General features: G+C 43.1%; 15 protein-coding genes. 9 read left to right on the forward strand and 6 right to left on the reverse strand.

Annotated elements, in window-relative coordinates:
- From dnaA to AC4MCD_RS00025, 5 genes are all read left to right on the forward strand, one after another.
- Positions 1-1,383 carry a chromosomal replication initiator protein DnaA gene (gene dnaA / locus AC4MCD_RS00005; RefSeq protein WP_004780349.1) on the forward strand — a complete coding sequence of 461 codons (1,383 nt, stop codon included), beginning with the start codon at positions 1-3 and terminating at the stop codon, positions 1,381-1,383.
- A gap of 109 nt (positions 1,384-1,492) precedes the next feature.
- Positions 1,493-2,641, forward strand: a complete 1,149-nt coding sequence (gene dnaN / locus AC4MCD_RS00010; RefSeq protein ID WP_340834916.1) for a DNA polymerase III subunit beta — start codon at positions 1,493-1,495, stop codon at positions 2,639-2,641.
- 25 nt (positions 2,642-2,666) lie between these two features.
- The gene (recF, locus tag AC4MCD_RS00015) at positions 2,667-3,749 is read left to right on the forward strand and encodes a DNA replication/repair protein RecF (protein ID WP_491876323.1); all 1,083 of its coding nucleotides are present in this window, start codon (positions 2,667-2,669) and stop codon (positions 3,747-3,749) included.
- A 54-nt stretch (positions 3,750-3,803) separates the two neighbouring features.
- Entirely contained in the window at positions 3,804-6,269 is a 2,466-nt protein-coding gene (gene gyrB / locus AC4MCD_RS00020) for a DNA topoisomerase (ATP-hydrolyzing) subunit B (RefSeq protein WP_491876324.1), read from the forward strand.
- 192 nt (positions 6,270-6,461) lie between these two features.
- The gene (locus AC4MCD_RS00025) at positions 6,462-6,809 is read left to right on the forward strand and encodes a hypothetical protein (RefSeq protein ID WP_491876325.1); all 348 of its coding nucleotides are present in this window, start codon (positions 6,462-6,464) and stop codon (positions 6,807-6,809) included.
- Positions 6,810-7,503: 694 nt separating this feature from the next.
- Here the strand turns inward: AC4MCD_RS00025 and AC4MCD_RS00030 are convergent.
- On the reverse strand, positions 7,504-8,667 hold the full coding sequence (locus AC4MCD_RS00030) for a zinc-dependent alcohol dehydrogenase (RefSeq protein ID WP_491876326.1): 1,164 nt from the start codon (positions 8,665-8,667) through the stop codon (positions 7,504-7,506).
- Positions 8,668-8,970: 303 nt separating this feature from the next.
- Positions 8,971-10,914, reverse strand: coding sequence for an ATP-binding cassette domain-containing protein (locus AC4MCD_RS00035; protein WP_491876327.1), 1,944 nt, complete (start codon positions 10,912-10,914; stop codon positions 8,971-8,973).
- A 211-nt stretch (positions 10,915-11,125) separates the two neighbouring features.
- Here AC4MCD_RS00035 and AC4MCD_RS00040 point away from each other — a divergent pair, with 211 nt between their 5' ends.
- From AC4MCD_RS00040 to erpA, 4 genes are all read left to right on the forward strand, one after another.
- The gene (locus AC4MCD_RS00040) at positions 11,126-12,130 is read left to right on the forward strand and encodes a putative solute-binding protein (protein ID WP_180004174.1); all 1,005 of its coding nucleotides are present in this window, start codon (positions 11,126-11,128) and stop codon (positions 12,128-12,130) included.
- A gap of 254 nt (positions 12,131-12,384) precedes the next feature.
- Positions 12,385-13,395 carry a putative solute-binding protein gene (locus tag AC4MCD_RS00045; protein WP_004780360.1) on the forward strand — a complete coding sequence of 337 codons (1,011 nt, stop codon included), beginning with the start codon at positions 12,385-12,387 and terminating at the stop codon, positions 13,393-13,395.
- Positions 13,396-13,588: 193 nt separating this feature from the next.
- A complete protein-coding gene (locus tag AC4MCD_RS00050) occupies positions 13,589-14,602 on the forward strand; it encodes a putative solute-binding protein (RefSeq protein WP_419365843.1) in 1,014 nt (337 codons plus the stop codon).
- 116 nt (positions 14,603-14,718) lie between these two features.
- Positions 14,719-15,054 (forward strand): iron-sulfur cluster insertion protein ErpA, encoded by a 336-nt coding sequence (gene erpA, locus AC4MCD_RS00055; RefSeq protein WP_004780362.1) that lies wholly within the window; start codon positions 14,719-14,721, stop codon positions 15,052-15,054.
- Positions 15,055-15,114: 60 nt separating this feature from the next.
- Here the strand turns inward: erpA and AC4MCD_RS00060 are convergent, their stop codons facing one another.
- The 4 genes from AC4MCD_RS00060 to dnaK all read right to left on the reverse strand — a co-directional run bounded on the left by AC4MCD_RS00060 (position 15,115) and on the right by dnaK (position 19,131).
- Positions 15,115-15,492, reverse strand: coding sequence for a hypothetical protein (locus AC4MCD_RS00060; protein WP_162835342.1), 378 nt, complete (start codon positions 15,490-15,492; stop codon positions 15,115-15,117).
- A 111-nt stretch (positions 15,493-15,603) separates the two neighbouring features.
- Positions 15,604-16,509 (reverse strand): matrixin family metalloprotease, encoded by a 906-nt coding sequence (locus AC4MCD_RS00065; protein ID WP_419365825.1) that lies wholly within the window; start codon positions 16,507-16,509, stop codon positions 15,604-15,606.
- 119 nt (positions 16,510-16,628) lie between these two features.
- Complete coding sequence (locus AC4MCD_RS00070) at positions 16,629-17,072, reverse strand: hypothetical protein (RefSeq protein WP_004780368.1); 444 nt, start codon at positions 17,070-17,072, stop codon at positions 16,629-16,631.
- A gap of 118 nt (positions 17,073-17,190) precedes the next feature.
- Positions 17,191-19,131 (reverse strand): molecular chaperone DnaK, encoded by a 1,941-nt coding sequence (dnaK, locus tag AC4MCD_RS00075; RefSeq protein ID WP_491876328.1) that lies wholly within the window; start codon positions 19,129-19,131, stop codon positions 17,191-17,193.
- Positions 19,132-19,234: the final 103 nt, after the last annotated feature.

Consider the following 19,234-nt stretch of genomic DNA (forward strand, 5'->3'; position numbering starts at 1 on the left):
ATGCTTTGGACAGACTGCTTAAATCGCTTGCGACAAGAGCTCTCTGGAAATGTCTTTACAATGTGGATTCGCCCATTGGTTGCGGAAGAGCTGGACGATACCCTGCGTCTTTATGCACCTAATCCGTATTGGACGCGCTACATTCAAGAGCATCATCTGGAACTGATTTCGATTTTGGCCGAACAGCTGTCTGAAGGTCGCGTACGTAAAGTTGAAATTCTAGTGGATTCGCGTCCAGGTGCAATTTTATCTGCCAGTGAACAGCCAGCGACGACAACAGCGGCTTTGGAATCTGCACCTGTGGTTGCGCCTGCGCCGCGTCCTAAGAAAGAAAAAGAAGATTCAGGCAAAAATAGCCGTAAACGTCAGTTGAACCCTTTATTTACCTTCTCGTTATTTGTTGAAGGCCGTTCTAACCAAATGGCAGCTGAAACCTGTCGTAAGGTGTTAACCCAACTTGGGGCTTCACAGCATAACCCGCTATTTTTATATGGTCCGACTGGTCTGGGTAAAACCCACTTGATGCAGGCCGTCGGGAATGCATTATTACAGGCCAAGCCGAATGCCCGCGTGATGTATATGACCGCGGAAAGCTTTGTGCAGGATTTTGTCAGTTCCCTACAACAGGGCAAGGTTGAAGAGTTTAAGAAAAACTGCCGTTCACTGGATCTTTTGCTAGTCGATGATATTCATTTGCTGGCAGGTAAAGAAGCCAGTCTGGTTGAGTTTTTCTATACCTTTAACGCGCTATTGGATGAATCGAAGCAAATTATCCTGACCTCGGATCGTTATCCTAAAGAATTGACCGAACTGGATCCACGTCTGGTTTCACGTTTTTCCTGGGGCCTTTCTGTGGGTGTGGAACCACCGGATATCGAAACCCGAATTGAAATCTTGCTGAAAAAAGCCGAGAACACCGGTGTAGATTTACCACGTAACTGTGCGCTATTTATCGCCCAACAAGTAGTGGCGAACGTACGTGAACTTGAAGGTGCGCTAAACAAAGTGGTAGCGATCTCGCGTTTTAAAGGAACGCCGATTGATCTGGATGTGGTACGTGAGTCTTTGAAAGATGTCCTCGCAATTCGTGCCCGTACCATCAGTACTGAAAATATCCAGCGTGTCGTGAGTGAATATTTCCGCATTCCGCTTAAAGAGTTGGTGGGTCCCAAACGTACCCGTATTTATGCTCGTCCACGTCAGCTCGCAATGGGTCTGGCACGTGAACTGACCGGCGACAGTTTCCCGGAAATTGGTATGGCTTTTGGTGGTCGAGATCACAGTACAGTCATGCATGCCTGCGAAAAAGTACAGAGCCTGCGCGAGGAAGATCCGATCTTCAATGAGGACTATAAAAACCTGCAACGCTTGTTGCAGAGTTGACCTAAAACGCTCAAATTCTGTTCTTGCTATGCGGCCTGTTTTGCCGCATAGTTAACTGCTAAAAATTCAACTTTTATCTTATTAATCTTCAGCTTTAGAGGAATGTACCGTGCGTTTAAAAATCGCGAAAGAAAGCTTACTGAATGTTCTCTCACATGTCGTAGGAGCGGTTGAACGTCGCCATACCTTAAATATTCTTTCAAACCTGAAAATTCAGGTGACTGCTGAAGCTTTGACCGTCACTGGTTCCGACTTGGAAGTAGAACTGGTTGCCAGCACACAGTTGGCTGAAGGTGCATGTCTGCAAGCCGGTGAAACCACAGTTCCAGCACGTAAGCTGATTGATATCTGTAAATCTTTGCCATCAGCAGCCCTGATCGACCTGCAAATTACTGATGACCAGCGTTGTATCTTGAAATCTGGAAATAGTCGTTTTGTGCTCGGTACTTTGCCTGCGGATGACTATCCATTACTGAATACTGAAAATACCCAAGGCACGCAAGTAACTGTGACTCAGCGCGAATTAAAGCGTCTGTTTGAAAAAACGGCTTTCGCAATGGCTGTGCAGGACGTGCGTTTCTATCTGACCGGTACTTTACTTGAAATTGACGCCAGTCAGCTTCGTGCGGTAACAACAGATGGTCACCGTCTGGCACTGTGTGAAACAGCAGCCCAATCGACAGCAACTCAACCGATTCAAGCCATTGTTCCACGTAAGGCGGTCGCTGAATTGCAACGTTTATTAAGCGTTGAAGATGAGCAGCTTTCTCTGCTGATTGGTCGTGAATTATTGAATGTAACCATTCGTATGGCCAGCCGTGATAAAGAACAGGCCGATATTACGGTTCGTTTCACCACGAAACTGATTGACGGTAAATTCCCTGACTACCGCCGTGTGATTCCACGTGGTGGCGACAAGAATGTGATTATTGCGCATGACGTGTTCAAGCAATCTTTACAACGCGTGGCTATTTTGAGTAATGAAAAACTGCGTGGCGTATTCCTGAACTTTAATGCCGGTTCATTACAACTTCGTGCCAATAACCCAGAACAGGATGAGGCGATTGAAGATCTGGCCATCCAGTATGCAGATGCACCACTGGAAATGTCATTCAATGCGCAATACCTGATTGAAGTGCTAGGTGTACTAGATGGTGAAGATGTATCAATGACCATGACTGAAGCGAATCAGTCTGTACTGGTTCAGGATCCATCTCATACCGATCAGACCTATGTCGTGATGCCAATGCGTGTCTAAGCGACAGCTGAGCTAAGCCAACGCTATGCATATTACGCGTCTTTATATTGAACGTGTACGAAATTTAAAAACGGTTGCACTCAAGGGATTGCAACCGTTTAATGTTTTTTATGGCCAGAATGGTTCAGGCAAGACTTCAGTACTGGAAGCTATTCATTTACTGGCCACAGGACGTTCCTTTCGTACCCATATCCCGAAAAATTACATTCAGCATGGCGCCTCGGATGCGATTGTGTTCGCCCAATCGGAAACTGAAAAAGTCGGCATGCAAAAAATGGCCAGCGGAGAACAGCTGATCAAGGTCAATGGTGATGCGATTGCGACTCAAGGCCAGCTTGCCAAAATGTTGCCATTACAACTGCTTGATCCACAAAGTACCGATATTATCGATCATGGTGCCAAACCACGTCGTCAGCTATTGGACTGGTTAATGTTCCACGTGGAACCAGAGTTTTATCATGCCTGGCAATATTATTCACGGGCCCTAAAACAGCGGAACAGTCTGCTTAAATCCAAACGTTTTCTAAGTTTGTCTGATCTGGAACCGTGGAACCAGATGCTGAGTGAATATGGTGAGATTTTGCATTCCCAACGTGTCGGCATCGTGGAACAGTGGAAGCCCTTTTTTGAGGATGATCTCAAGCATCTATTACCGGATCTGGAGATCTCTCTGGAATACAATCCCGGCTTTCACAGTGAACATGGCCTGCTGAATGACCTAACCAATCATCATGACAAAGATGTAGAACGGCGCTATACCGAATATGGTCCACATCGCGCAGATTTGCGTCTCAAGACCCCTTTGGGGGATGCCGATGTGATCTTATCTCGCGGACAAAAAAAGCTTTTAATGATGGCACTTAAACTGTCGCAAATCGCAATGCTGCATTCTTGTAATAAGGAAACTGTGGTATTATTAGATGATGTGACAGCAGAATTAGATTTAACCGCACAACAACGTTTAATTGAGCGATTGAGCCAGCTTGGTAGTCAAGTTTTTATTACCACTTTAGACCATGAATCAGTACAAAAGCACCTACATGATCTGTCTATCTCATATCAGTTATTCAATGTTGAAAACGGTACAGTTCAAGTTGTTGTGCAATAGTTTTTAAATTTTTACCTATCTTTGGATAAACCTATATTTCACTAGGGAGAAACCATGAGTTCAGAAGATCAAGCTGCTTCTCAAACAGAACAAACCACTGAAAAAGCTTATGATTCCTCTAGCATCAAGGTATTACGTGGTTTAGACGCAGTACGTAAGCGTCCAGGCATGTACATTGGTGATACAGACGATGGTACCGGCTTACACCACATGGTCTTCGAGGTCGTAGATAACTCGATTGATGAAGCGCTGGCAGGTCACTGTGATGAAATTTTAGTGACTATTCATGAAGATGAATCAGTTTCAGTATCGGACAATGGCCGTGGTATTCCGACTGACATTCACCCTGAAGAAGGCGTGTCTGCTGCAGAAGTCATTTTAACCATCCTGCATGCTGGCGGTAAGTTTGATGATAACAGCTATAAAGTTTCTGGCGGTCTGCACGGTGTGGGTGTTTCCGTAGTCAACGCACTGTCTGAAAAATTACTACTGAATATCAGCCGTGCCGGAAAAACCTATGAACAAGAATACCGTCATGGTGATCCTGTTTATAAATTACGCGAAACAGGCACAACAGATCAATCGGGTACTACCGTTCGTTTCTGGCCAAGTGCAGAAACCTTTAGCCAGACCATTTTCAATGTTGATATTTTGGCACGTCGTTTACGTGAACTGTCCTTCCTGAATGCAGGTGTACGAATCGTATTACGTGATGAACGTATCAATGCCGAATACATTTTTGACTATGAAGGTGGTTTGGCTGAGTTTGTTAAGTACATTAATCAGGGTAAAACCCACCTGAATGACATTTTTCATTTCACCACTCAGGCGGAAAATGGCATTGGTGTGGAAGTTGCACTGCAATGGAATGATTCTTATCAGGAAAATGTACGCTGCTTTACCAATAACATCCCGCAAAAGGATGGCGGTACTCACTTAGCCGGTTTCCGTGCAGCACTGACCCGTGGTTTAAATAACTATATGGACAGTGAAAATATCCTGAAAAAAGAAAAAGTTGTGGTATCAGGGGATGATGCGCGTGAAGGTCTGACTGCCATTGTGTCAGTGAAAGTACCGGATCCGAAATTCTCTTCACAAACTAAAGAAAAACTGGTATCGAGTGAAGTGAAATCTGCCGTTGAGCAGGCCATGAACAAGGCATTCTCTGAATATCTGTTAGAGAATCCACAGGCGGCTAAATCAATTGCAGGCAAGATCATTGATGCAGCGCGTGCCCGTGATGCGGCGCGTAAAGCACGCGAAATGACACGTCGTAAGAGCGCGCTCGATATCGCCGGCCTTCCAGGTAAATTGGCCGATTGTCAGGAAAAAGATCCAGCTTTATCTGAACTGTACCTGGTCGAAGGTGACTCTGCGGGCGGTTCTGCAAAACAGGGCCGTAACCGTAAGATGCAGGCAATTCTGCCGCTAAAAGGTAAGATCCTGAACGTGGAACGTGCCCGTTTTGACCGTATGATTTCTTCTGCAGAAGTGGGTACGCTGATTACGGCACTCGGCTGTGGTATTGGTCGTGAAGAATATAACCCGGACAAGCTTCGTTATCACAAAATCATCATCATGACCGATGCTGACGTGGATGGTTCACACATCCGTACATTGTTGCTGACTTTCTTCTTCCGTCAAATGCCGGAGCTGGTCGAGCGTGGTCATATCTATATCGCGCAGCCACCGTTGTACAAGCTGAAAAAAGGCAAACAGGAACAGTACATCAAGGACAATGATGCACTGGAAACTTACCTGATTTCGAATGCGATTGATGAGCTGGAACTGCATATCAGTGCCGATGCCCCTGCAATTCGTGGTGAAGCTCTGGCCAATGTGATTACCGATTATCAAACTTCACAGAAGAGTCTGGCACGTTTAACTGTACGTTATCCTGCAAGCTTGCTGGATGCCTTGATTTCACTGGAAGCATTCAAGCTAGATCAGCTGGAAGATAAAGCGTATGTGGAAACCTGGGGTGAAGACCTGCGTGCAGCGATTGAAAAAATCCAGCCAAGTTTACGTCCTGAATTGAGCCTGGAACGTTTTGAAAAAGACGTTGATGGTCAGACAGTAGAAAGCTGGTTGCCACGGATTACGATTTATGTGCATAACCTGCCGCATCATTATCTGCTAGATGCTAGTCTGCTCAGCTCAAGTGAATATGCGCGTTTACTGAAAAACTCGAAAAGCTGGTTCACGCTGCTTGAAGAGGGTGCTTATTTACAAAAAGGTGAGCGCAAGATTCAGGTCAGCAGCTTCCATCAGGTTTGGCAGCACATTCTGCAAGACTCTCGCCGCGGCATGATGATCCAGCGTTATAAAGGTCTGGGTGAGATGAACGCGGACCAGCTGTGGGAAACCACGATGGATCCGGAAAACCGTAACATGCTACAAGTGACGGTACAGGATGCGATTGAAGCAGACCGCATGTTCTCTTGTCTGATGGGGGATGATGTGGAACCGCGTCGTGCCTTCATTGAAGAAAATGCCTTGAATGCCGATATTGATACCTGATCCATCGGAATAAATCGAAACGAAAAAGCGCCTTTTAAGGCGCTTTTTTTACGTAAATTTTCTATTAATGCCGGATGAACTGTTTAGAATAATTTTAATCTAAGTAGTTTTTAGACCAATGATCCGCTGATATTAGGTTTCAAAAAAGCCTGGTTCAGTAGAATCTAGTCTTATTTATAAAGAGGTTTATCCATGGATAGCCAGCTTGAAGAAATACGTGAGATCTGGGCCAATGCATTCTACAGTGGTGACTATGATGTGCTACGCCACTATGAACATCAGGACTTTCAGGTGGTTTTTGAACAGGAAGGCCGCGTAGAAGGAAGTTATCTGCGTTATGACCGGATTGCTCATGCGGTACAAAACGGCGTATGGAAACCGCTGAAGCCAGACATAGAATATGAAGAATACGAGTACAATGAAGATCAGACCGAATGCCGGATCTTGATTGGACTGGAAAATAATAAACAGCGTTTTCAGGAAGTCTGGAAGCTAGAGGATGAATGGAAAATTCTAGAACTTAGATTTTTGAAATCCTAAAGTTTCAATGATTTATTAAGTTGCTTCGAAATTTTCTAAAAATATTTGAATAGTGTTGTTTTAAATCTTGCTTAAACCCTGATCAATCATGTGGATAACTGAAAAGTTATCCATATTTTTTATGTGAATAAGATAGTATTTATCCACAAGTCATATTGTCTTTCTTATCTCTCATTTTTTAAATTCAAATTTAATTTCTGTATCTTGTGGATAAGTGTTTTTAAATTTAAAATAGGTTTTTGAATTTAAAAGCTTGATTAGAGCCATATCCTCTATGTTCTTTAACAGCAACCAGTCCAGATGAATTTTTATCTGTTTTTAATGAAAAATTATATAAATAACTTAAAAATTAATGCTTTATTTTGATATTGTAGATTTAATTAATAATCAGCGTGGAACATATTTTAATTATAAAAATCTTCACTGTAGTTAAACTACATAATTAATTTAATAATTAAGTGAACTTTCATTTTTTATCAATAAATCATAGGGTTATAGATTTTTTTAACTTTTAATCCTATAGCTTAATTCTTTTTTAAGTTTAGTGATCACGTGACCTAGAGCCAGTTCATCTGATAATAGGCAATAGATCTGAACTTTTAAAACTGAAAATAGAAAAAATACGATTTATAAAATAAGTGTAAAAATAAAAAAAAGCGCCTAACGGCGCTTTCTATTTTTTTAACCATTCTATTTATGGGGTCAGAATAATCTTGCGGCAGTCTTCTTCACGTTTATCGAAAATACGGTAGCCTTCTGCAGCTTCTTCCAGTTTCATGCGATGGGTAATAATCACTTCTGGAGACAGCTGGCCATTTTCTACATATTCAAGTAATTGTGGCAGGAATTTATGTACATGCGTTTGACCCATTTTAAAGGTCAGTCCTTTATCAAAGGCATCACCAAACAGGAAGCCGTGAATTGGACCCGCATATACGCCTGGTACACTCACCACACCACCACGGCGTACTGCCGCAATACATTGACGTAGGGCAAAGCCACTCGAACCTTCAATTTTTAGATTGGTCATCACTGTTTCAAGCAAACTGCCTTTGGCCTCGAAACCAATCGCATCAATGACGGCATCAACACCACGATGACCGGCAGTATTCTGAATAATATATTCAGCTGCATCAACTTCATCAAAATTCACCGGAATAGCACCATAAGTTTGATGGGCGAAACGCAGGCGGTAAGGGTGGTGATCGACCATAAAGATTTGCTCTGCGCCCAGCATACGTGCGCAGGCAGCCGACAGTAAACCAACCGGACCAGCCCCATAAATCGCAACACTGGAGCCGCGAGTGACCTGAGCATTGGTTATAGCCTGCCATGCAGTAGGCAAGATATCAGTTAGGAACAGGACTTTTTCATCCGGTAATGATCCCGGTACTTTAAATGGGCCTACATTACCTTTAGGTACACGGACATATTCTGCCTGTCCGCCTGGTACACCGCCATATAAATGGCTATAACCAAATAGAGCGGCACCTGGTGGAATCTGTTTCTTATTAATAATCGCACCACGGCCAGTATTGGTGTTTTCACAGGCAGCCATCAGCTCATGTTCACAGAAAAAACAGTGACCACATGCAATCACGAAAGGAATAATGACCCGGTCGCCTTTTTTGACTTCTGTGACTTCAGGGCCGACTTCTTCTACAATTCCCATAAATTCATGGCCGAAAATATCGCCATCTTCAGTGGCCGGAATTTTACCCCGGTATAGATGCAGATCTGAGCCACAGATGGCAGTCGCTGTCACCCTTAAAATGACGTCATCTGGTTCCTGAATCACTGGATCTGGAACGGATTCAACTCGTACATCCCGAGCACCATGATAGGTAAGAGCACGCATGCGGATTTCCTCTCTCTAGTTCAACATTAAACAGACTCGTATCAAGGCTGCCAAAAATAAAAACACTTTTATTAGAGCCTTATGCGCCAAGAAATCGCTGTAAATTAATGTATGAAATAAGACATCCGAGTGTTTAAAAAATAAACCTATATAGGATTTGCGTAATTCACTACAAAATATGTCAAAAACGGTTTCGACGAAGAAATGAGGGAAAAGACGGAGAGAGCAATATATAAAAAGTATAAAAAAAGAGATTAGCTCCAGTTGCAGCTAATCTCTAAGATTTGAATCAAGGTTTAAAACTTAACCTTCCTGAAAAGATTGCTCCAAACTTTCCAGCTCCATCATCAGTTCTAACATTTGCTCTTCGGCAGTTTCCAGTTTCTGTTTCAGTTCAGTTTGCTCGTTCATGAGTTTCAGCAAGCCATCTTTACGTGCAGCTTCATATAAAGCGCTATCTGCCAGCAATTCTTCAATTTCTGCCAGACGCGGTTGTAACTTGTCGATTTGCGCTTCACATTTTTCAATATTCTTGCGAATCGGGCGAGTCTGCTCACGACGCTGAGCAGCCAGTTTACGCTGTGCTTCTTTATCTACTTTGGCGACAACCACAGGTTTAGCTTCTGTTTCTACTACCTGTGCTTTGGCCAAGGCATTCTGCGCATTGATCTGCTGTTGACGCGCTTCACGTAACCATTTGGCATAGTCCTGCAGATCGCCCTCAAATTCAGTACAATGTCCGGCATGTACTAACAGCAATTCATCACATACTGTCGCAATCAATTGACGTTCATGCGAGACCAGTACCACCGCACCTTCAAAATCCTGCAAAGCCATAGTCAGGGCATGGCGCATATCCAGATCCAGATGGTTCGTCGGTTCATCGAGAATCAGTACATTTGGACGCTGCCAAACAATTAAAGCCAAAGCCAAACGGGCACGTTCACCCCCAGAGAAACTCTCACATGGGGTATCCATGCGCTCACCGCTAAAACCGAAACTGCCGAGAAAAGAACGTAAAGAAGCTTCACTGATTTTTGGATCGGCGATGCGTGCCAGTTGCAGCATTGGGCTAGCATTAGCATCCAAAGCATCCATCTGGTGCTGAGCAAAATAACCGATATTGAGTAATTCTGAGGCCTTACGTTGACCATTTAATAAGGGCAGATCTCCGACTAAGGTTTTGATCAGGGTTGATTTACCTGCACCATTCATTCCCAGTAAACCGATACGTGAATTTGGAGTAATTTGCAGGTTAATTTTGCTGGCAATCGATTTATCGCCATAACCAATTTCCGCCTGTTCCAAGGCCAGAAGTGGTGAACTCATTTTGGTCGGTTCACGGAAACTGAAGGTAAAAGGTGTATCGACATGAGCAGGGGCGAGATCCTGCATGCGCTCCAGCATTTTAATCCGACTTTGGGCCTGACGTGCTTTGGTCGCTTTGGCTTTAAAACGGTCAATAAATTTTTGTAGATGTGCCCGGGCTTCCTGCTGTTTCTCAAAGGCCTGTTGTTGTTGCGCCAGACGTTCACTACGAGTTACTTCAAAAGTTGAATAATTACCGGTATAGAGGGTGAGTTCCTGATTCTCAATATGCAGAATATGATCCGTCACGGCATCCAGAAAATCACGGTCATGCGAGATCAGCACCAAAGTGCCTTCATACGCCTTTAACCAGTCTTCGAGCCACAAAATTGCATCCAGATCCAAGTGGTTGGTTGGTTCATCCAGTAATAACAGATCTGAACGGCTCATCAGGGTACGGGCCAGATTCAGACGCATCCGCCAACCGCCTGAAAAGCTGGAAACATCCAGACGGATCTGATAATCCATAAAGCCTAAACCAGCCATCAACTGTGCTGCTTTAGATGGAGCAGAATAGCCATGAATCTCGTCAAAACGGCCATGTAGCTGTGCCAATTCTGCATCGGACAGCTGTTCCGGATGCGCTAATTTAGCCTGTATATCCCAATACTCTTCATCGCCTGACAGAACAAAATCAATGGCTGGCATATCCAAGGCTTTAATTTCCTGAGCCATATGCGCTACGGTCCAAACGGATGGACGAGTCAGCGAACCTTCATCTGCACTCAGCTCACCTAAAAGAGCCGCAAACAGGGTAGATTTTCCTGCGCCATTCACGCCGGTTAAACCAATTTTCCAGCCGGGATGAAGCTGCATGGAGGCTTTTTGAAATAACACTCGCCCACCACGGCGTAACGAAACTTGGTCTAACTGAATCATTGAACTTACTGACAAGGGCAAAAGAGAATGCCGCTATTCTAATGGAAAGCCGGAAGAAAACAAAAAATCTTCGTTGCAGTTTATCCTGTTCAGGCTTTAAAAATTTATAGATTCATATATGATGAACTATGTTTTGAGTAAATACTCTATTTTGTTTAAAAACCGAAAGATAGAGCCATCAAGGTTCATAATAATATTGAGTAGAATAAAAATGAAAAAAGGATTTTTAATTTTATCTGCACTGGGCCTATGGGCTTCGAGTGCACATGCTGCCCCAGTCAATGTCTGTGTATTTGATTTACTGGGGAAATCGGGTGAATCCTTCAAACTGCTGGAAGAATGGGCATTAGCCAGCAAGCAGTGGGGGGCTACGGTTCAATTGATTGCTTATCAGGACGAAGCCAAAGTCGATCAGGATGCCAAAGCCGGAAAATGCGATGGCTTCTATATGACATCCATGCGCGCGCGAGCTTATAACAAATTTGCCGGTTCGATTGATGCGATTGGCGGCGTTCCTAATAATGATATTGCCATGAAAGCGGTGAGTTATGTGCTGGATAAACGTAATACCAAACGGATGACCACCCAGATCGGCAAGGAAAAATTTGAAGTAGCCGGTATTGGCCAGATTGGTCCTGCTTATATCTTTGTCCGTGATCGTAATATGAATAAGTTGGAACATATTAAAGGCAAGAAGTTTGCGGTTCTACATTATGACTATGCCCAAACGATTATGGTGAACCGGGTAGAAGCCGTACCGGTGAATTCGGAAATTTCTAATTTCATCCGTAAATTTAATCAGGGTGAAGTGGATATTGTGGCAGCACCCGCTTATGCCTTTAAACCTCTTGAAGTGACCAAAGGACTGGGGCAGAAAGGAGCCATGATTAACTTTCCGGTGGTCAATGTCACAGCAGATCTGATTATTCGACCGGATAAATTTCCGGAACAGTTTGCAGCCAATTCCCGACAATGGTTTGTTAAGCAGTTACCCCGTAGCTTCGCGATGGTGAAACGTATGGAAGCAGAAATCCCGCGTAAATATATTCTGAACCTGAGCCGTGAGGAACAGGTCAGTTATCAAAAAATTCTGCGTGAAGGACGCATGGATTTAACCAAACAGGGCATCTATGACGCTGGCATGATGACAGTATTAAAACGGGCACGTTGTACTGTAGAAAGAACTAATTTCGAATGCTCAATCAGTGGTGAATAATTTTAAAATCATGTATATCTTTGTAACTACAGCGAATGAAATGTAATTCAAAGTAGCCAAGTTAAAACATTAAGATACTGATATATTTATAAAAAAATTAGATAAAGGAAATTGGATAAAGCTCATTTATCTTTATAGGCCAAAAAATGACTTTTATCTGGAGTAAATGCTCTATTTTTTTGAAATAAATTTGCTTAATATTTGACGCGTGTACGGACACTCAGCTAACAACAAGATTTCAAAGGATAACTAAAATGAAAAAAACACTCTTATCATTGGCTGCATTTTCTGCATTTGGTTTTGCAGGTGTGGCACATGCAGAAAAGGTCGATATCTGTGTGTTTGACCTACTTGGTAAATCTGGCGAGTCTTTCCAGATGGCTCAGGAATGGGCACTGGCAGCAAAAGGCTGGGGCGCAGATATTAATCTGATCGCCCGTCAGGATGAAGCCGTCGCTGACAATGACTTTAAGGCTGGCAAATGTGATGGTGTATTCATGACCGCCATGCGTGCCCGTCAATACAACAAGTTTGCCGGTTCAATCGATGCCTTAGGTGGTGCTCCAAGTAATGCCATTGCACAGCGTGCGATTAGCTTCGCTTTGGATAAGCGTAATGCCGCTAAAATGGTTACGACCATGGGCGGTAAAAAATATGAGGTGGCTGGGATTGCGCCATTAGGTTCAGCTTTTATCTTTGTACGTGACAAAAACATTAACTCCATTGAAAAAGCGGCAGGCAAGAAGTTTGCTGTTCTTGGCTATGATGATGCGCAAAAAATCATGGTTCAACGTGTAGGTGCTCAGGCTGTAGTGTCTGATGTATCCAACTTCGTGGCCAAGTTTAATAATGGTCAGGTCGATATGGTGGGCGCACCGGCGTATGCGTATAAGCCACTCGAAATCTATAAAGGTTTGGGCAATAGCGGTGCCATGTTTAACTTCCCGGTACTGCATGTCACTTCTGACTTTGTGATTCGTCCGGAAAAATTCCCGGCTGGTTTTGGTCAGAAGTCTCGTGACTGGTTCATTAAAAATCTGCCTAAGAGCATGGCGATGATCAATCGTCTGGAAGCCGGTATTCCAGCGAAATATAAGCTGAATCTGAGCGCGGAAGACAAAACCAAGTACCAGAAGCTATTACGTGAAGGGCGTATGGATATGACCAAGCGTGGAATCTATGATGCCAGCATGATGTCAGTACTGAAACGTGCGCGTTGCTCTGTCGATAAAGCCAACTTTGAATGTTCACTTTCTGGCGAATAATTTGATTTTTAAGGAAAAAAGCTTAGATTTATCTAAGCTTTTTTATATTAAACAAAGTCAGATCTGCCATTGCAGATCACGGCAAAGCAGTTAAGCTGATTAAAAATAATGCTTTCATGTTTAGTATAAAAAACAATAACATGTAGCACTTAAAGCAGATAACAAAAACAAGGCAATCAAGGAAAGCAAAATGATGCAGAGAGGATGGAAAGCCCTGGCTGTAGGTGCAGCACTCGTGGCAGTTTCAGGTCTGGCTCAGGCAAAACAGGTGGTATGTGTATTCGATCTGGTCGGCAAAAATGGCGACGTCTATGCCGTAATGAAAGACTATCAGCTGGCCGCAAAAAATTGGGGCGCTGATATCGAGCTCAGGGTAAATACCAATGAAGCCGTCGTCGCAGAAGATTTTAAAGCCGGTAAATGTGACGGGATCAGTGTCACTGGTATGCGCGGCCGTCAGTTCAATCGTTTTACCGGTTCGCTCGATGCGATTGGTGCAATTCCAGATCTGAACCTGGCAGTTAAAGTGATGCAAGGCCTCGCGAGTCCGACTTTTGCCAAGCTCATGGTTCAAGGCAAGTATGAAGTCGCAGGGGTGATTCCGGTAGGTGATGCCTTCCTGATGGTCAATGACCGGAGTATTAATACTGTGGCGAAAGCAGCAGGTAAAAAAATTGCTGTACTCGACTATGACGAAGCACAAAAAATCATGGTTCAGCAGGTGGGTGCACAGGCAGTCAGCGCCGATGTGACCAACTTTGGCTCTAAATTTAACAATGGCCAGGTCGACATTATTGGCGCGCCGGCTGCCGTATTTAAACCGCTAGAGCTGCATAAAGGTTTGGGTAGCAAGGGTGCTATTGTGAATTATCCGGTATTGCAGGTCACCGGTAATATTATTATTCGTCCAGATAAATTCCCGGCAGGATATGGACAAAAATCACGTGAATGGGTGAAGAGCCAGTTACCACGTGCTTTTGGAATTTTAGGTAAAATGAAGGCAGATATTCCATCTAAATACTGGATGGATATTCCTGAAGCAGATAAACCAGGTTATCAAAAGCTGATGCGTGATTCGCGGATTGATCTGACCAAACGGGGTATTTATGACAAACGCATGATGAAGTTACTCTGGCAATTCCGCTGCAAGCAGAATCCGAAAAACTTCGAATGTGCATTACAGGATGAGAACTATAAACAATCCTGATAAAATTACTCTGATTTGACTTTTAATCTGTACAGACTGACCATATATTGAGTGTGTTATACTTGAAATATGGTCTTTTCTTTTTAAAGACATTCCATTCAACAGAGGAATCCGCCATGAATGCTCAAGCGCTTGTGCTCACCGACAATGCCGCAAATAAAGTACGCCAGTTGCGTGACAGTGAAGGTAACCAAGACTTAATGCTCCGTGTGTATGTCACCGGTGGCGGCTGTTCAGGTTTCTCTTATGGCTTTAACTTTGCGGAAAGCCAAAATGAAGATGATGCAGAATTCGTCAATGGCGATGTCAAAATGCTGGTCGATTCTCTGAGCTATCAATATCTGGTTGGTTCAGTGGTTGACTATGTTGAAGGCCTAGAAGGTTCACGTTTTGTGGTACAAAACCCAAATGCTACCACTACTTGCGGTTGTGGATCTTCATTCTCGATCTAATACATATCAAGTTGAATAAAAAAGTCCTCGTATGAGGACTTTTTTATATCTGAAGAAAGCTTAGCTTTCCAGTTTGACCGCTTCAAGCAAGTCAAAAATCACTGTAGTGACATCCTGACTCAGTTCACGGTTATTAAATATCTCGTAGGCTGTAATGGTAATGTCCGTATCGCTCGGCAACAGACGCTGTTCTTCCTCAATCAAGTCATTGATCGGCAATAAGGTCTGTTTCACTTGCAGATGCAAAATATCCTTAAATTCAAGATTTTCATCATCCAGCTCGATCAGCTGTTCATTGAAATAAGGCAGCAAAATTGAATGAAGATAAGGTTGAATATCCTCGATATCAAAGATCTCGATATCACGGGTTTCATCAATCGTACTAATGTGGTCATTTACTTCAATTAAAATATGGTAGTAACTCACATGAATCTCCAAGAAAGTTGGCCTAAGACGTCCTACTGTTCTTCACAATAACATGAAATGAAACCGGGTTGTATTTTTACTAGCCTAAACACATAAATAATATAGGGAATTAAAACCTGAATTTTATCGAGTATACAACAAGGTCTTGTCTGCCGGACGCAGTTTGAAATCTTGCAGATTCTGTTCACCCAATACCGGATACATCAAGGCTTCCGGATCATTATGATGATAGAGGCCCAAGGCATGGCCCAGCTCATGTGCCAAAGTTAAAAGTAAATCATCTTTGGCATCAAACTGGTAAATCTGGATCTTATCTCCCATAAAAATACCCTTATGAAACTGGCGTGGGGGAAAGCGCTGCTGGGCCTGCTGGATATTTCGCTGATGGCTTTGCACACTGTTTTGATGAACAGAAACCTGCTGGTTAAACGAGGATAGCTGTTCTTGAAGATAAGCATATTCGCGCTTAAAACTTTCCAGTTTAGGCTTGAGCATTTCCATCTCATACTGAAGCTGTTCACGCTCGGCAGATGAGCTGGCCTGTTGACGGCGTTGCAATAAGGTTTGAAATTCAAACTCAAGCTGACTTTTTTGCTGGATCAGTCGTTGCTGCTGATCTTCCAGATTTTTCTGTGAAACTTGCAGATTGCTGACTTCACGCTGATATCTGGCTTCATCGGCAAGTAGCTTTTTTTCGACCTTTTTAAAGGCTTCATAGTCCTGTTGGCGCTGATCATAAATCAGTTGAATGGCCAGCTGAGCATTCTCATCATAGACCATCAGATCATCGCGATTGGTTCCTTCATGCCAGATCTGAATAGCTTCCTGACTTAATTGAATGACCTCATCACGGGTCAAGCCAAAACCGGGATCGACTTGGTCAATCCGGAAACGTAGGCGCGTATCAAAAGGATGGGTCAAACGGTCAGCCAGGGAATTAAATTTTAATTGTGGATGGGTCTTGGTTTGTAGATGCAAAAACAGTGACACAATGAAAACGACAATCCCCAGAAAGCTTAAAAGACGCATAGTATTTTTTTAAATATTGTTTGGCTCAATGTAGCTAAAAAAACAGCAAAATCCTAGCGTCAGAGCGATAAAGAGTGGCAATAAAAACCGTGCTTATGCACGGTTCTGCTCAGGCCAGATTATGATTTTTTGCCTTTCCATTGCTCAACCTGTCTTGGCATATTGGAATGATAGATAAAGCCAAGGCCTATACCATTCAATAAGAAGATCATAAATTCAATTAAATATTTCAGGTTATAGGAATGTCTGGTTTGGTGATTAAAGGCATACAGTGTGATTTCAGATTTAAAGATCTGGAAAATAATATAGCTCAGCAATCCAATACCTAGAATGATAAAACCTTTTCCGGAAGGATAGCGCTGAGGTACAGCCAGAATCAGCAACACAATGATGGCAATCAGAAAGCCTAAGGAAAAAGAAGCTTCAATTCCGAAGGTTTGCAGGTAATTAAAAGGCGCGAGTACCACATTCGGCGGTAAGATCAGAAGCAGATTGCCCATCGGGTAGAGCAGCATGATCGCAAGCCCGGAAGCCAGAAGAAAAAGCTTAATAAAATTCTGCATACGTTTTTATTTTTAAGTTATTTATTTCATTATAGTTTAATTAAAAAAGATTCTATTGCCTATGCATTGAGCAAAAAAAAGACCGCATAAAATGCGGCCTTTTTCTCAAAATGACAAATTATTTTTTGTCATCTTTTACTTCAGTGAATTCAGCATCAACTACGCCATCATCTGCTTTTTGAGCTTGGCCTTCGCCGCCTTGGAATGCATTAGGATCGAAACCTTGTGCACCGCCTTGGCCTTGAGCTGCTTCATAAGCACGTTGAGTGATCGGCATAATAATATTTTGCAATGCTTCAGTTTTCGCTTTGATTGCTTCAACATCATTTTCTTTCGTAGACGCTTCTAACTCAGAAACCGCAGTTTCGATTGCAGTTTTTTCGTCAGCAGTCACTTGTTCGCCAAGATCTTTTACTGCTTTTTGAGCAGAAGAAACTAACGCATCCGCTTCGTTACGTGCTTTAGCCAGTTCTTCGAACTTGCGGTCTTCTTCAGCATTCGCTTCAGCATCTTTGATCATTGCTTCGATTTCAGCATCAGACAAACCTGAGTTTGCTTTGATCTGAATCGATTGCTCTTTACCAGTGCTCTTATCTTTCGCAGATACTTTCAAGATACCATCCGCGTTGATGTCGAACGATACTTCAATTTGTGGCACACCACGTGGAGCAGGTGGGATGTCGCCTAACTGGAAGTTACCCAACAATTTGTTTTGTTGAGCCATTTTACGTTCACCTTGGTAAACTGAAATGTCTACAGCAGGCTGGTTGTCCGCAGCAGTTGAGAACACCTGAGATTTCTTCGCAGGAATCGTCGTGTTTTTCTCAATGATTGGAGTCAACACGCCACCCATGGTTTCAATACCAAGAGTTAGTGGAGTTACGTCAAGAAGAAGTACGTCAGTTTTGTCGCCAGACAATACCGCACCTTGGATCGCAGCACCCATTGCGACTGCTTCGTCCGGGTTCACGTCTTTACGTGGTTCACGACCGAAGAATTCTTGTACTTTTTGTTGTACAAGTGGCATACGAGACTGACCACCTACCAGGATTACGTCAGAGATGTCAGAAGTTGAAAGACCAGCATCTTTCAGCGCAATCTTACAAGGCTCGATGGTACGAGCTACAAGATCAGCAACTAAACCTTCAAGTTTTGCACGAGTTACGTTGATCACTAAGTGTTTAGGACCAGTCGCATCTGCAGTGATGTATGGAAGGTTGATTTCAGTTGCGTTAGAAGAAGAAAGCTCGATTTTTGCTTTTTCAGCTGCTTCTTTCAGACGTTGTAACGCAAGTGGATCGTTCTTCAAGTTCACGTTTTGTTCTTTCTTGAACTCTTCAACCAGGTAGTCGATCAATGCATTATCGAAGTCTTCACCACCCAGGAAGGTATCACCGTTAGTTGATAACACTTCGATTTGCTGGTCGCCATCAAGATCCGCAATCTCAATGATTGAAACGTCGAAAGTACCACCACCCAAGTCGTATACCGCAACTTTACGGTCGCCTTCTTTCTTGTCCATACCGAACGCAAGTGCCGCAGCAGTTGGTTCGTTGATGATACGTCTAACTTCTAGGCCTGCAATTTTACCTGCATCCTTAGTTGCTTGACGTTGTGCATCGTTGAAGTAAGCAGGAACAGTAATCACCGCTTCAGTGACTGTTTCACCTAGGTAGTCTTCTGCAGTTTTCTTCATTTTTTTCAGAACTTCTGCAGAGATCTGTTGTGGAGCAAGTTTCTTGTCGTTTACTTCAACCCAAGCATCACCATTGTCAGCTTTCAGGATTTTGTAAGGAACCAGACCGATATCTTTTTGTACCGCTTGGTCTTCATAACGACGACCGATCAAACGTTTGATCGCGAATAATGTGTTTTTAGGGTTGGTTACCGCTTGGCGTTTAGCTGATTGACCAACAAGGATCTCGCCATCTTTGTACGCAATAATAGATGGAGTTGTACGTGCGCCTTCAGCGTTTTCGATAACTTTAACTTTGTCGCCTTCAAGTACTGCAACACATGAGTTTGTAGTACCTAAGTCAATACCAATGATTTTAGCCATTTGGATGTTTCCTCAAAAATTTTTTTGTGATTTACACTTGTTATCCGATATGAGAGCCGTTCAATTTTTTTCAAGTAAATTTTTAGAAAAAATTTCACAAACT

The organism is Acinetobacter sp. CAU_H_78, from assembly GCF_058599365.1.